At 56.1% G+C, this 13,665-nt stretch carries 14 protein-coding genes and 1 other RNA gene; 9 read left to right on the top strand and 6 right to left on the bottom strand.

Translation table 11 applies throughout. The features are described 5' to 3' along the window. Positions 1-91 precede the first annotated feature (91 nt). From K6L24_RS18750 to K6L24_RS18725, 6 genes are all read left to right on the top strand, one after another. Positions 92-868 carry a DUF4311 domain-containing protein gene (locus K6L24_RS18750; RefSeq protein WP_062745589.1) on the top strand — a complete coding sequence of 259 codons (777 nt, stop codon included), beginning with the start codon at positions 92-94 and terminating at the stop codon, positions 866-868. Between the two features lie 13 nt (positions 869-881). Continuing rightward, positions 882-1,526 (top strand): DUF4310 family protein, encoded by a 645-nt coding sequence (locus K6L24_RS18745; RefSeq protein WP_062745587.1) that lies wholly within the window; start codon positions 882-884, stop codon positions 1,524-1,526. A gap of 45 nt (positions 1,527-1,571) precedes the next feature. Further along, on the top strand, positions 1,572-2,705 hold the full coding sequence (locus tag K6L24_RS18740) for an amidohydrolase/deacetylase family metallohydrolase (protein WP_187509346.1): 1,134 nt from the start codon (positions 1,572-1,574) through the stop codon (positions 2,703-2,705). Beyond that, positions 2,689-3,804 (top strand): DgaE family pyridoxal phosphate-dependent ammonia lyase, encoded by a 1,116-nt coding sequence (locus K6L24_RS18735; RefSeq protein ID WP_222681724.1) that lies wholly within the window; start codon positions 2,689-2,691, stop codon positions 3,802-3,804. Before K6L24_RS18740 ends, K6L24_RS18735 begins: the two co-directional genes overlap by 17 nt. A gap of 2 nt (positions 3,805-3,806) precedes the next feature. Beyond that, entirely contained in the window at positions 3,807-4,547 is a 741-nt protein-coding gene (dagF, locus tag K6L24_RS18730; protein ID WP_137269159.1) for a 2-dehydro-3-deoxy-phosphogluconate aldolase, read from the top strand. Positions 4,548-4,644: 97 nt separating this feature from the next. Continuing rightward, complete coding sequence (locus tag K6L24_RS18725) at positions 4,645-6,555, top strand: BglG family transcription antiterminator (protein WP_062745579.1); 1,911 nt, start codon at positions 4,645-4,647, stop codon at positions 6,553-6,555. Positions 6,556-6,657: 102 nt separating this feature from the next. Here K6L24_RS18725 and dolP read toward each other — a convergent pair whose 3' ends face one another. From dolP to K6L24_RS18705, 4 genes are read right to left on the bottom strand one after another with little or no spacing between them, the layout of a single operon-like run. Next, positions 6,658-7,230 carry a division/outer membrane stress-associated lipid-binding lipoprotein gene (dolP, locus tag K6L24_RS18720; protein WP_062745576.1) on the bottom strand — a complete coding sequence of 191 codons (573 nt, stop codon included), beginning with the start codon at positions 7,228-7,230 and terminating at the stop codon, positions 6,658-6,660. A 10-nt stretch (positions 7,231-7,240) separates the two neighbouring features. Continuing rightward, complete coding sequence (gene diaA / locus K6L24_RS18715; protein ID WP_062745574.1) at positions 7,241-7,831, bottom strand: DnaA initiator-associating protein DiaA; 591 nt, start codon at positions 7,829-7,831, stop codon at positions 7,241-7,243. 39 nt (positions 7,832-7,870) lie between these two features. Next, the gene (locus K6L24_RS18710) at positions 7,871-8,263 is read right to left on the bottom strand and encodes a YraN family protein (RefSeq protein WP_062745572.1); all 393 of its coding nucleotides are present in this window, start codon (positions 8,261-8,263) and stop codon (positions 7,871-7,873) included. Further along, entirely contained in the window at positions 8,221-10,242 is a 2,022-nt protein-coding gene (locus K6L24_RS18705) for a penicillin-binding protein activator (protein WP_062745570.1), read from the bottom strand. The genes K6L24_RS18710 and K6L24_RS18705 overlap by 43 nt, the downstream gene beginning before the upstream one ends. Before the next feature lie 62 nt (positions 10,243-10,304). On the opposite strand from K6L24_RS18705, the gene rsmI reads away from it, so the two are divergent. Then, positions 10,305-11,168, top strand: a complete 864-nt coding sequence (rsmI, locus tag K6L24_RS18700; RefSeq protein ID WP_062745568.1) for a 16S rRNA (cytidine(1402)-2'-O)-methyltransferase — start codon at positions 10,305-10,307, stop codon at positions 11,166-11,168. A 32-nt stretch (positions 11,169-11,200) separates the two neighbouring features. Then, positions 11,201-11,580, top strand: an RNA gene (gene rnpB / locus K6L24_RS18695) — RNase P RNA component class A. A 124-nt stretch (positions 11,581-11,704) separates the two neighbouring features. On the opposite strand, the gene K6L24_RS18690 is transcribed toward rnpB, so the two are convergent. Continuing rightward, positions 11,705-12,406, bottom strand: a complete 702-nt coding sequence (locus tag K6L24_RS18690) for a pirin family protein (RefSeq protein ID WP_222681723.1) — start codon at positions 12,404-12,406, stop codon at positions 11,705-11,707. 125 nt (positions 12,407-12,531) lie between these two features. On the opposite strand from K6L24_RS18690, the gene K6L24_RS18685 reads away from it, so the two are divergent. Then, positions 12,532-13,434: a LysR family transcriptional regulator gene (locus K6L24_RS18685; protein ID WP_167550584.1), complete on the top strand. Its 903-nt coding sequence runs from the start codon at positions 12,532-12,534 to the stop codon at positions 13,432-13,434. Positions 13,435-13,457: 23 nt separating this feature from the next. Here the strand turns inward: K6L24_RS18685 and K6L24_RS22405 are convergent, their stop codons facing one another. Further along, positions 13,458-13,592, bottom strand: a complete 135-nt coding sequence (locus K6L24_RS22405) for a hypothetical protein (RefSeq protein ID WP_255210146.1) — start codon at positions 13,590-13,592, stop codon at positions 13,458-13,460. Positions 13,593-13,665 lie beyond the last annotated feature (73 nt).

Below are 13,665 nucleotides of genomic sequence, written 5' to 3'. Positions count from 1 at the left end.
AAACATTAGGGCGGATACCTCCGTGCAAGCGGGCTGCGGCGATGTTTCTGCCGCCTGACAGACTCCGGGGTGATAACAAAAGGAAAGACTGATGTTCCTAATCATATTATTTAAATCGTTGATTATTGGCGGTCTCGTGGGCGTGGGCGTGGGTGCCGGCGCGGCTCGTATGTTCCATGCTCCCACCACACAGGGCATGGGCGCATTTCGTACGCTGGGTGAACTGAATTCCTGTGAGGGCGATCCGGCTTCTCACTTCTCCTTCGGTCTGGGCTTCTTCTTCAACGCCTGGGCCTCCTCAGTCGCAGCGGGATCTTTCACCCAGGACGTTGACCACCGCATTATTCCTAACTGGGGTGCAGCGGCGTTGATGGTCAAAAACCGTAACGTGGCAGATACCCTGCATAACCCTAAGAAGATGGCGATTGCCTGCGGCATCATCGGCATGATCGTGGTGGCATTCCTCAACTCAACGGCATCGGCCGTACCGGCGGCCCTGCAGGTGACGGCGGTCAAAGTGCTGGTTCCGGCGGCAAACCTGTTAGTGAACACCGTAATGCCGGTGATTTTCTGGCTGGCGGCGATCGACGCGGGTAAAAAATCGGGTTTCTGGGCGACCATTTTTGGTGGGCTGGCACAGCTGATCATGGGAAATGCGGTACCCGGGCTGGTGCTGGGCATCCTGATTGGTAAAGGCGTCGAGGAAGCCGGCTGGAATCGGGTGACGAAAGTGATGATGGTGGCCATTGTCCTGCTGTTCGTTCTCAGCGGCTTCTTCCGTGGCTTTGATATGAAGCTGTTGCAATCCTTCCAACTGGGTGTGCCCGGCTGGCTGGAAATGATCCATAACTCCCTGAGCGGCAAATAAGAGGACGATGGTAATGGAAAATACACAACGTGGTTTCTGGTATGACGACTGGTCATTCCCGATTTTTGTGGGACTGCTCTCTTCCGGTGTTTTCGCCGGGACACATATGTATTACGTCTATGGCCTGGGGGCATTCAACGAAGTGGCTTTCGTCTCTATGCTGCGTGCGGGGATGGAAACCGGCGTGTACGGCGCGGTGGCGGCCTTTGGAGCCAGCTTTCTGTTCGCACGCATTATTGAAGGCTCGCTGGTCGGGATCCTTGATATTGGCGGGGCGATCCAGACCGGGATTGGCCTGGGCGTGCCCGCGCTGCTGCTGGGGGCGGGGTTTATCTTCCCGGTAGCGAATTTCGCGGCCTCACTGGTCACCGGACTGGTGCTGGGTCTGGCCGTCGGATACCTGATTATCCTCGCGCGCAAATTCACCATCAGCAACAGTGACTCCACCTACGGTGCCGACGTGATGATGGGGGCGGGTAACACTTCCGGCCGTTTCCTTGGCCCGTTGATCATTCTGTCTGCCATGGCGGCCTCCATTCCGATTGGCCTGGGGTCGCTGGTCGGTTCCCTGCTGTTTTACCTGTGGAACAAGCCGATTACCGGTGGGGCCATTCTGGGTGCGATGGCGCTGGGGGCGATGTTCCCCGTCGCGCTGTAACTGACCTTCGTGGCGGCAGGACGTCGCCACGCAAAGGAGTCTGCAATGTTTGATTTGATTATCCGCCAGGCCCGTCTTAGCGACGGCACGCTTAACGATATCGCCATCAGCGATGGCAAAATTGCGGCGACAGGCCAGGTAACAGGCCCGGCAAAGCATGAATGGGATCTGGCAGGGCGTTACTGGCTCAGTGCAGGCTGGATTGACTCACACGTCCACTGCTACCCGAAATCGCCCATTTACCATGATGAAGCCGACCGCATAGGGGTCGAGACAGGTGTCACCACGGTCGTGGATGCCGGCAGCACCGGGGCTGATGATATTGATGATTTTTACCAGCTGACCCGCAGCGCCAGCACCCGGGTTTACGCTCTGCTCAATATCGCCCGCAGCGGCATTCTGACGCAGAACGAGCTGGCGGATATGGCGCGCATTGATGCCGCGGCGGTGAGCGCGTCGTTGCAGCGTCTGCCGGATTTTATCCTGGGCCTGAAAGCGCGTATCAGCAGCAGCGTTGTGGAACAAAACGGCATTAAACCGCTGGTGCGGGCTAAGGCGATACAACGGGAAAATGGTGGGCTGCCACTGATGGTGCATATCGGTAATAATCCGCCGAATCTGGATGAGATCGCCGATTTACTGACCTCTGGCGACATCATTACCCACTGCTTTAACGGCAAACCTAACCGTATTCTTACGCCACAGGGGCAGCTCAGAGCCTCTGTGACCCGTGCGCTTCAGCGTGGGGTTCGCCTGGATGTCGGACATGGTTCGGCGAGCTTCAGCTTTGAGGTGGCCCGGGCGGCCATTGCCCGGGGCATTCTGCCTCACACCATCAGTTCAGACATCTACTGCCGTAACCGGCTCAATGGCCCGGTGTATTCCCTGGCGCATGTCATGTCCAAATTTTTAAATATCGGTATGACGCTGCCACAGGTGATTGACTGCGTGACCCGCCATGCTGCTGAGGGGCTGCGGCTGAAAGACAAAGGGCGGCTCGTTCCGGGGCAGGATGCCGATCTCACCCTGTTTGAGGTGAAGCAGGACGCTTGTCTGTTCAGTGATTCGGACGGTCAGACACTGTCCGGAGAAAAACAGTTGATACCGCTGGCCGCCGTGGTGCATGGCCGCATATTCGTGACTAACGAAGGGAAAAAACGTGATGACTTCAGTGTATGAAAAATATGATTTAAAACAGGTGATTAATGCCTCCGGCCGCATGACCATTCTCGGTGTGTCTACCCCGGGCGCGGATGTGGTTGAGACGGTCAGCTATGGTCTGAATCATTACTTTGAGATGAAAGACCTGGTTAACAAGACCGGTGCCTATATCGCCGGGCTGCTGGGCTGTGAAGCGGCAGTGGTGGTTTCGTGCGCCTCTGCCGGTATCGCACAGTCGGTGGCAGCAGTGATTGTGAAAGATAACGACTGGCTGCTGGAAAATCTGCACGTGGCCCCGCTGACGGTTCCTCATGATATCGTCCTGCCGAAGGGGCACAACGTCAATTACGGGGCACCCGTGGGGACGATGGTGGCGATGGGGGGCGGCAGGCTGGTGGAAGCGGGCTACGCCAACGAGTGTTCGCCGGACCAGCTTGCTGCGGCGATCACACCGCAAACGGCGGCGATTATGTATATCAAATCGCACCATAGCGTACAGAAGAGCCATCTCAGCGTCGAGCAGGCTGCCCTGGTGGCGCGTAAACACGGCGTGCCGCTGATTGTGGATGCCGCCGCTGAGGAAGATTTGCAGGTGTATTACGGCTACGGTGCTGACCTGGTCATTTACAGCGGTGCGAAAGCCATTGAAGGCCCGACCAGCGGACTGGTGATGGGAAAAACTCAGTATGTTGAGTTGGTGAAACGCCAGTCGAACGGGATTGGCCGGGCGATGAAAGTCGGTAAAGAGGGGATCCTCGGTCTGACTCATGCGATTGAAAACTATCTGCGTGTGGAGAAGGTCACCGGCGCGCAGATGGTCGAAAAAATGACGCCGTTTATTGATAGCTTAAACCAGCTGCCGGGTATCCAGGCGCGCACGGTGTGGGATGCCGCCGGACGTGATATTGCCCGGGCGGAAATCCACTTTGATGAAGCCGTCATCGGGCATACCACCAGCGACATTGTTCAGGCGCTGAAAACCGGTGAGATCGCGATTTATTTCCGCGGTTACAAAGCGAATGAAGGCATTGTCGAAGTGGACGTGCGTAGCGTGTCAGCCGATCAGCTGCACACTATTTTTGTCTGCATTCAGAGACTGTTAAACAAGGAGAATTAAGCATGACGCTGACACCAAAATTTTACCGTGACCGGGTATGCCTCAACGTGCTTGCCGGCTCAAAACAGAACGCCCGCGATATCTGGGAAGCAGCCGAGGGCTACGTCCTGGTCGGCGTATTGTCAAAAAACTATCCCGATGTCGCCAGCGCCGTCACGGATATGCGTGAATACGCGTCCCTGATTGATAATGCGCTGTCCGTCGGCCTGGGAGCAGGCGATCCCAACCAGTCTGCCATGGTCAGTGCAATTGCTGGCCAGGTTCAGCCGCAGCATGTCAACCAGGTCTTTACCGGCGTCGGCACCAGCCGGGCACGACTGGGACAGTCGATGACAGTGGTCAATGCGCTGGTGTCGCCCACTGGCCAGTGCGGTAAGGTGAAAATTTCTACCGGGCCACTGAGCTCCCGCGTCGAAGACGGTATTGTGCCGGTGGCTACCGCTATTGCCATGTTGAAAGATATGGGCGGCAGTTCAATTAAGTATTTCCCGATGAACGGTTTGACCTGTATTGATGAATTCAAGGCGGTGGCGGAGGCTTGTGCACAACACGACTTCTGGCTGGAGCCAACGGGCGGTATCGATCTGGACAACTTTGAAACGATCCTGCAGATCGCACTGGATGCGGGCGTCAGCAAAATTATCCCGCATATTTACAGTTCGATTATCGATGCGCCTTCCGGTCTGACCCGGCCAGAGGATGTGGCAACGCTGCTGGCCATGACGAAAAAGTTAGTGGGTTAATCTTGTTCCTGCACCCTGGTGACGCCGGGGTGTACTATTTTTCCATCGAAAAATAAGTTACGTTTTCTCCTGGTTGATTGCATAAAAGTGGTGCTTCGTGAGATTCCCGAACCAACGTCTGGCACAGTTATTTGATTTATTGCAAAACGAAACCGTGCCGCAGGATGAACTGGCACGCCGTTTTGACGTCTCCACGCGCACGGTACGTACTGATATCAGCGTGCTCAACGAGTTACTGGCCGATCACGGCGCCAGCCTGGTGCTTAACCGTGGGGCGGGCTATCAGTTAAAAATTAGCGACAGCCTGCGCTATACCCTGCTGTTGCAGCAGTCACCTTCCCATTTACGTGTGCCGCGCACGTCGCCTGAGCGTGTGTACCATCTGCTGACTCGTTTTCTTACCTCGGCTTTTTCCCTGAAACTGGAAGATTTGGCAGATGAGTGGTTTGTCAGTCGCACCACGTTGCAAAGCGATATGGCCGAGGTCAGAGAGTGGCTGGCGCGTTACCAGCTGGCGATTGAAACCAAGCCTCGCTATGGCATGAAGCTGTTTGGCACGGAGGTCGCGATGCGTACCTGCCTGACCGATCTGTTGTATCAGATTGCTCAGGAGAACGGCGACAGCCCCCTGTTGCGGCTGGAAGCGCTAAACAGCGGAATGCTTGAAACGCTGCAACCGCTGCTGCAACAGTGTCTTTCGCGTTTCAATATTCGCCTGACCGATGAGGGCGAATTCTATCTGCGTCTGTATTGTGCCGTGGCGGTACGCCGCATCGGGGAAGGTTACCCACTGACGGATTTTACCGCAGAAGATGTGGCGGATGAGGTGCGAAGCGCCGCGCGTCATATTGTTAATCTGATGAGACCGATCACCGGGAAGGCGATCTCTCCGGCGGAAGAGGCTTACCTGCGTGTGAATATTGCCGCACGCCGGGTAGAGGATAGCGCGGCCAGCGTGATCAGCCCTGATGACGGTGACTCGCTGGTGAACTACATCCTCAGCTACATTAATACCCACTATAATTTCAACCTGCAGGACGATCCTCAGCTCCATGCCGATCTGCTGACGCACATTAAAACGATGATCACCCGCGTGCGATATCAGATCCAGATCCCGAATCCGCTGCTGTCCAATATCAAACAGCACTATCCCATGGCCTGGGATGTGACGCTGGCTGCCGTTTCCAGCTGGGGTAAATACACGCCTTATACCATCAGTGAAAATGAAATCGGTTTCCTGGTGCTGCATATTGGGGTGGGGCTGGAGCGTCATTACAATGTCGGCTACCAGCGTCATCCGCAGATCCTGCTGGTGTGCGACACCGGCAACTCCACCGTGCGGATGATCGAGGCTATGCTATTGCGGAAATACCCGCAGATTGTCGTCAGTAACACCCTGTCACTGCGTGAATACGAGCTGAAGGAGAGCGTGGAAGAGGATTTTGTCATCTCGACTGTTCGCCTCAGCGACAAAGATAAACCGGTGGTCGTGATGTCGCCATTTCCCACCGAGTACCAGCTGGAGCAGATCGGTAAGCTGGTGCTGCTGGATCGTACGCGGCCCTATATGCTGGAGAAATTTTTCGATGCCAGTCACTTCCTGATCCTTGACCAGCCGATGGATCGCAGCGATCTGTTCCGTCAGCTCTGCGCTGAACTGGAGGTGGAGGGGATGGTCGATAAGACGTTTTACCCCTCTGTGGAGGAGCGTGAAGCCATTGTCAGTACCATGCTGGGTGAAGGGATCGCTCTGCCGCACTCGCTGGGCTTGCTGGCGAAAAAAACCTGTGTTTACACGGTGCTGGCCCCGAAAGGGGTGGCCTGGGGAGACGAGACAGCCTACGTCATTTTTCTGCTGGCAATCAGTAAAACGGAATATGAAGAAGCGATGGCGATTTACGATCTGTTTGTTACGTTTATGCGGGAAAGGGCAATGACCCGACTGCGAGACAGCAAAGATTTTGCCAGTTTTAAAGCGGTAGCGATGGATTGTTTAAGCCGGTTGTAAGCCAGACTGGCATTGCTCGGATGGACAGGAAAAGAAGATCGGCTTCGGCAGGATAAGCGCGAATTCCGTTGGGGCGACCGTTTTCGGTCGCCCCGCACAGGGTTATTTCAGAATCGTAAACGCCGTGGTGACGTGCGTGACGCCGCTTACCCGGCTGGCGATATCGGCTGCGGCCTTCGCTTCCGCATCGGTCACCAGGCCCAGCAGGAACACTTCGCCGTTTTCAGTGGTCACTTTAACATTCGAGGATTTCACCTGATCGCTACTCAGCAGCTGTGAACGTACTTTCGTGGTGATCCAGGTATCCGAGGAGGCTGTACCAAAGCTGACCCGGCTGCCAGTACGGATTTCGTTATACACCTCGGTCGCCCCATCAACGCCGACAGCAATCTGTTTTGCCCGTAAAGCGAGGTCGTTGCTCGGTACCTGTCCGGTCAGCAGCACTTTGCCCTGATAGGCTGTGGCCACAATATGGGTATTCTGTTTGATCTGTTCGTCTTTGGACAACGCGTTGGTTACCCGCAGTTCTAATGTCCCGTCATCAACCTGAGTGCCTACGGAGCGGGGGTCAGTCGCGCTTTTCGTGGCAACGGCTGCACTGCCGACAACGGCAGCCACACAGCCCTGTAACAGTAACGCGGTGAGGATAACTGCACATGCAGATAATGCCTTCATTTAAGCTCCTTTAAACATCCTGGTGGGGAAACAAAGTGTTATCTATTAAATCGCACAGACAATTCACGGTTAACATATGCATTTCCTGAATTCTCGCGCTGCGATGCGAGGGAATACGGATCTCCACATCCTGGGGGCCCAGCAGACCGGCAAGTTCACCGCCGTCGTAGCCGGTCAGCGCGACAATGGTCATATCACGCGTTACCGCCGCTTCTACGGCTTTGACAATATCACGGCTGTTACCCCGGGTTGATATGGCGAGTAAAATATCACCGGCGTGGCCCAGCGCACGCACCTGTTTGGCATAAATCTCTTCATGCAGTCGATCGTTACCAATGGCCGTCAGCAGGACGTTATCTGCGCTAAGGGCGATAGCGGGGAGGCTCGGACGCTCGGTTTCAAAGCGGTTGATCATGCTGGCAGCAAAATGCTGGGCATTGGCACTGGAGGTTCCGTTACCACAGCTCAGGATTTTGTTGCCATTCAGCAGCGACTGCACCATGGTCATCGCCGCGCGTGATATCGCATCTGGCAGCGCTTCTGCTGCCGCGATCTGTGTTTGAATACTTTCAGTAAAACAGACTTTAATTCTTTCCAGCACGTCATTCACCTGGTTAGTTTAGCCTTCAAAAACAGGCGCTTATTCTGCTGTAAATGCATTGGGTAACCATTCCACCTGTTCGCCGGTGATCGCTACCACATCAAATCGACAGTCGGCCGTGTCAAAACTCAGTCCCCGGCCGTTAAGCCACAGTGCTGCGGCACGTAACAGTTTTTGCTGTTTACTGCGGGTAATGCTGGCTGCGGCGCCGCCAAAACGGCCATCGCGTCGGTAGCGCACTTCAACAAATACCCACACCTGCCCCTCACGCATAATCAGGTCAATCTCGCCGGTACGGTAACGCACATTGGCGGCGATAAAACGCAAACCCGACGTTTGCAGCAGGTGACGAGCCTGACGCTCGCGGGCCGCCCCCTGCTGCTGGCGGCTTAGTTGGCCGGCACGATCTGGCCCTGGCGATACTGGCTCCACACTAACTTCCTGTTAATGACGCAGTCCTGAGTTGCGCTCAGATTGCCCGTATCCCCTTTAATCTGGAAACCGGGTAGCGAGCGCATCTCGTTAAAATGGTTTGCCAGCGTCCAGGCATCAATGCCCATGGCATAGAGACGAACCAGTGAATAATCGTTGTTAAACGACTTTGCTGCCTGCTGCATCAGTGCCGGGTTGGCGCCGGACAGCAGTGGAATATCACTGAACTGTAAGCCGTCCAGTTCCAGACGATAGTCCGGGCCGGCTCCTGCCTGATAGCTGCGTGAGCTGGCATACAGACCCACATTATCACGGCTGCTGACGCGCATGGAGATCATCGGTTTAATTAGCGCCATCTCGTCCTGAGTCGCGACAATATACACGGAATCAACGCTGCCGTTGCTGCTGCTGATCTGCGCATCGCTCACCGGGGCCGGAATCGTCAGGCCGCCAATGGTCACACCCGCCGCCGCCGCAGGCTGGGTATTCACCGGCGTGCCGCTCAGGCGGATGCCCGCGCCGCTATTGATGCCCTGTTTCAGCTCGGCTTTCGAACCAAACTGCTGCTGCAACACCTGGCTGCCGCCCAGCTTCTGCCATTCAGCCGTAAACGCTTTGCTCACGCGGTCGCCCAGCGAAGTACGGGGTACCAGCAGCAGCGGAGTACGTTTGCCCTGATCCCACATATGATGAGCGGCATCACGCGCTTCGTCTTCAGGAGAAAGCGCAAAATAGCAAAGATTCGGACGGTTCTGGACAGTTTCCGGTTCATTGAGGGCCAGAACGTTCAGCGGCGTCTGGCTGTTTGCGAGCGCTTCCACGTGATTTTTCAGCAGGGGGCCGACCACCAGCGTGGCACCATCACTCTTCGCCTGGGCCAGAACCTGTTCGATAGGCTGGGTACTGGTATCGTAAACCTGAACCTGGGTAGTGGCAGACGGCGCTGCCGTTTCTACGCTGTTGGCCGGGGCGGACTGAGGCTGAACGTCGGTGGCTGCTGCTGCGTCGGTGGCTTGTGGGGCAGCCGATGGGCTGACAACAGCATCCGGGGCTGCCTGGACTGCCGCAGGAGCCTGTACCGGTGCCGCAGCAGCCGGCTCGCTGCCCTGAGCCAGCACACCATTCTTCGCGTCGTTAAACCCCTTCTGGATGGCATTTGCAAACACCTGCGCCTGACCGCTTAACGGCAGCAGAAGGGCGATTTTCCCCGTAGAAGCGGGCTGGAAGTTCTGCACCTGCGTCAACGCGGTAGGCAGCATTTTAGCCGCCGGATTATTAGGGTAGCGTGTCTGCCAGTCGCTGATACCCGCTTTTAGCATATCCGGGTCACTGACGTTAGCGCGGTAGACGCCCAGCAGATCGAGCCAGCCCTGCAGGACGTTTTCACTGGCGTTAATGGCCAGACTGTTCATCTGGTCAGGTGTCATCTGCGTCAGCGTTTGCCAGGTCGCATCGATATTCTTTTGTTTATCCGCCGGGTTGGTCAGCAGCGGCTCCTGGGCAATCCAGGCGCGCAGCACATCGAGCGAAGGGCGACCCTCGCTGGTGGCAATCAGCAACTGGTAGTAACGGACCTGCTGCTCCTGGGACAGGGCGCTGGTATCAAGCTGTTTCAGCTTTGCCGCGGCATCCGGCAGATTTTTCTGCGCGATACTGAGCTGTGCCTGGAGCAGTAACAGCTCCTGACGTTGAGTGGCATTGAGATCCTGTGGCACCTGCGTCAGCTGATCGTTGGCCTGAGGAACCTTCCCTTCGTTCAACAACGCTCTGATTGCGAGTAATTGCCAGTCAACCTTGTTATCATCTGCGCTTTGCTGCATTTGCTGAAGATAATAGTCAGAGGTGCCAGTGGCAGCCCCCTGTACATTCGCCTGAGGCGTTTGCGGAGCCTGACCGGTACAACCGGCAAAAATCAGGGCTGCCAGCAGCAGCGGCATAGTGCGTACTGCTTTGCAGTGAACTACTTTCGAAGGAAGCATACTGTATCCAGTGATGTTTTTTTCAAGATGCTCAATATTAAATCGGCAATTCGGATCAAACAATGAAACAACACGATCGGGCAGATATTTCTGCCAGCACGCTCTATATCGTTCCAACACCGATAGGTAACCTGGGCGATATCACCCAGCGGGCACTAAAGGTGCTTGCGAGCGTCGATCTGATCGCTGCGGAAGATACACGTCATACCGGGCTGTTGCTACAACATTTCGCCATCAATGCGCGCCTCTTCGCATTGCACGATCATAATGAACAGCAGAAAGCGGAAGTCTTGCTGGCGAAGCTGCGCGAAGGTCAAAGCATAGCTTTAGTTTCCGATGCGGGCACGCCATTAATCAATGATCCGGGTTATCACCTGGTGCGTCTGTGCCGTGAAGCGGGGATCCGGGTGGTACCGTTACCGGGTGCCTGCGCCGCGATTGCGGCCCTGAGTGCCGCCGGACTACCGTCTGACCGTTTCTGTTACGAAGGTTTCCTGCCAGCCAAAAGCAAAGGACGTTGCGATACCCTGCGCGAGCTGGAGAAGGAGCCGCGCACCCTGATTTTTTACGAATCGACACACCGCCTGCTGGACAGCTTACAGGATATGGTGGCAGTACTTGGCCCCGCGCGCTATGTGGTGCTGGCACGGGAAATCACCAAAACCTGGGAGTCGATTCACGGTGCACCTGTAGGGGAACTGCTGGCCTGGGTACAGGAAGAAGACAATCGCCGTAAGGGCGAGATGGTGCTGATTGTGGAAGGGTATCACGCTGAGGAAGAGGCACTGCCACCGGAAGCGCTGCGTACGCTGGCGCTGCTCCAGGCCGAGCTGCCGCTGAAGAAAGCCGCTGCGCTGACCGCTGAGATCCACAGCGTGAAAAAAAATGCGCTCTATAAGTACGCGCTCGAACAGCAGGGTGAGTGACATCCAGGTGAAAACCCTATACACTGCGCGCCGAAGCTGACCAGACAGTCGCCGCTTTGTTGCCGTCCTCCTTCGGGGGAGACAGACAGAGGGGAGGAAAGTCCGGGCTCCATAGGGCAGGGTGCCAGGTAACGCCTGGGGGGCGCAAGCCCACGACAAGTGCAACAGAGAGCAAACCGCCGATGGCCCACGCAAGTGGGATCAGGTAAGGGTGAAAGGGTGCGGTAAGAGCGCACCGCGCGGCTGGCAACAGTTCGTGGCACGGTAAACTCCACCCGGAGCAAGGCCAAATAGGGGTTCACCAGGTACGGCCCGTACTGAACCCGGGTAGGCTGCTTGAGCCAGTGAGCGATTGCTGGCCTAGATGAATGACTGTCCACGACAGAACCCGGCTTACCGGTCAGCTTCGAACCATTCAGTAAAAACCCCGCTTCGGCGGGGTTTTTGCGTTAACAGCGTACAGTTTTGCTGCTCTGTATAGCCGTTTACCGGTCAGGACATCGCTGAATCGTCAGAAGGTTATGATCCTGATGCCGTTATACCGGGAGATCGATAACCAGCGCCCGCAAGGGGCTTTCCGCCGTAAGGGTCAGGCTCTGCTCCTCACGCAGAAAGGCACCATCACCGCAGGCCAGATCTTCCTGTTGAGAATCTGTGGTCGCTTTCAGGGAGCCATGAATCGATTGCAGATAGGCTCGCGTGCCATGCAGAGGCAGGACGTAACTTTCGCCCGGTGCCAGCACCACCTGATGGATCCACACCTGCTGACGTAACTGCAGGCTGCCCGCACTGCCATCTGGCGAAGCGATTAGGGTATAGCGCAGATGTTCAGAAACGGGCATCTGCTGCACCGCGTTATTTTCACGTTCAGGACAGGCATCCAGCCACAGCTGCATACGCGTCAGAGGGACCTCTTTACTGATATTGTGCTCGGAGTAGCTGACGCCGGGCTGCGTCGCCAGCAGCAGTGCCTCGCCAGCCTGTGCTCGCACATGATTGCCTTCACTGTCACGGTATTCTGCCACGCCCTGTAATATCAGGTTCAGTACATCGACCTTAGGATAGGTTCTGGGTTGGAAGGAAGCCCCTGGTGCCAGCACTTCCTGATTCAGCACGCGCAATGACGCGTAGCCAAGCAGTTGAGGATCAAAATAGTGACCAAAGGAGAAGGTATAGCGTGCCTGCAGCCAGCCATAATCGGCTTTGCCACACTGCTCTGCGGTTCGACTGGTTATCATACTTTTCTCCTTATCGGCCGGAAACATCCCGCCGTTTATTATCCTGTTATGGTAAGTTTCTGGACGCCGGATTGTTAGCCAGTTAATCTGCTGGCAATATTCAAATTTCCTGACAGAGAATTACTATGGCCAAAGATCGTGCTCTGACGCTGGAAGCGCTGCGGGTGATGGACGCTATCGACCGTCGCGGAAGCTTTGCCGCCGCCGCGGATGAGCTGGGTCGCGTCCCCTCCGCCCTGAGTTATACAATGCAGAAGCTGGAGGAAGAGTTAGATGTGGTGCTGTTTGACCGTTCAGGTCACCGTACAAAATTCACCAATGTCGGACGCATGCTGTTGGAACGGGGACGCGTTCTGCTGGAAGCGGCGGATAAACTGACCACCGATGCTGAAGCGCTGGCGCGCGGCTGGGAAACCCACCTGACCATCGCTACCGAAGCGCTGGTGTCCACTGAGCTGCTGTTTCCCCTGGTCGGGAAGCTGGCCGATAAAGCCAATACTCAGGTCTCCCTGATGACCGAAGTGCTGGCGGGGGCCTGGGAGCGCCTGGAGCAGGGGCGGGCTGATATCGTGATTGCGCCGGATATGCATTTTCGCGCGTCATCAGAAATTAATACCCGCAAGCTTTACACGCTGATGAGTGTCTATGTGGCCAGCCCGGAGCATCCTATTCATCTGGAGCCGGAACCCCTGTCAGAAACCACGCGTGTGAAGTATCGCGGGATTGCCGTCGCTGATACCGCCCGCGAACGTCCGGTTCTGACCGTGACGCTGCTCGACAAGCAGCAGCGACTGACGGTCAGCACCATCGAAGATAAACACCGTGCACTGCTGGCCGGTCTGGGTGTGGGCACCATGCCCTACACCATGGTGGAGAAGGATATTGCGGAAGGTCGTCTGCGCGTGGTCAGCCCGGAGTACACCCGGGAAGTGGACATTATTATGGCATGGCGGCGTGACAGTATGGGGGAAGCAAAGTCCTGGTGCCTGCGGGAGATCCCGAAACTGCTGGCGAAACGCCAGGGATAACAGCCCGCAGTCGCCGCGTCAGACTACTGAACAGCGTTGTTTTCCTGAGAATGCTCAATGCTGCTGAAGGTTGAAAAAGTCTGATAGTAATAGTGGCCGACAAAAGCCACATAGCAGAGCATAACAACGGCAAGGCAGATTGCGACAGATTTGATCATGGCTCCATCCCCGTAGTGATTTCGTTTTAGGTGTTCACGTCAGTAAAGATACGTAAGTGCGAAAGAGGGGAAT

Source organism: Erwinia persicina (assembly GCF_019844095.1).
GTDB classification, from domain to species: Bacteria; Pseudomonadota; Gammaproteobacteria; order Enterobacterales; family Enterobacteriaceae; genus Erwinia; species Erwinia persicina.
This window is presented reverse-complemented; position numbering and strand designations above follow the sequence as displayed.

Bases quoted from the DNA above. Each gene is read 5' to 3' on its own strand.
- K6L24_RS18750 (WP_062745589.1), top strand. From the start codon at position 92: ATGTTCCTAATCATATTATTTAAATCGTTGATTATTGGCGGTCTCGTG.
- K6L24_RS18745 (WP_062745587.1), top strand. From the start codon at position 882: ATGGAAAATACACAACGTGGTTTCTGGTATGACGACTGGTCATTCCCG.
- K6L24_RS18685 (WP_167550584.1), top strand. From the start codon at position 12,532: ATGGCCAAAGATCGTGCTCTGACGCTGGAAGCGCTGCGGGTGATGGAC.
- K6L24_RS18705 (WP_062745570.1), bottom strand. From the start codon at position 10,242: ATGCTTCCTTCGAAAGTAGTTCACTGCAAAGCAGTACGCACTATGCCG.
- rsmI (WP_062745568.1), top strand. From the start codon at position 10,305: ATGAAACAACACGATCGGGCAGATATTTCTGCCAGCACGCTCTATATC.
- dagF (WP_137269159.1), top strand. From the start codon at position 3,807: ATGACGCTGACACCAAAATTTTACCGTGACCGGGTATGCCTCAACGTG.
- K6L24_RS22405 (WP_255210146.1), bottom strand. From the start codon at position 13,592: ATGATCAAATCTGTCGCAATCTGCCTTGCCGTTGTTATGCTCTGCTAT.
- K6L24_RS18690 (WP_222681723.1), bottom strand. From the start codon at position 12,406: ATGATAACCAGTCGAACCGCAGAGCAGTGTGGCAAAGCCGATTATGGC.
- dolP (WP_062745576.1), bottom strand. From the start codon at position 7,230: ATGAAGGCATTATCTGCATGTGCAGTTATCCTCACCGCGTTACTGTTA.
- K6L24_RS18740 (WP_187509346.1), top strand. From the start codon at position 1,572: ATGTTTGATTTGATTATCCGCCAGGCCCGTCTTAGCGACGGCACGCTT.
- K6L24_RS18735 (WP_222681724.1), top strand. From the start codon at position 2,689: ATGACTTCAGTGTATGAAAAATATGATTTAAAACAGGTGATTAATGCC.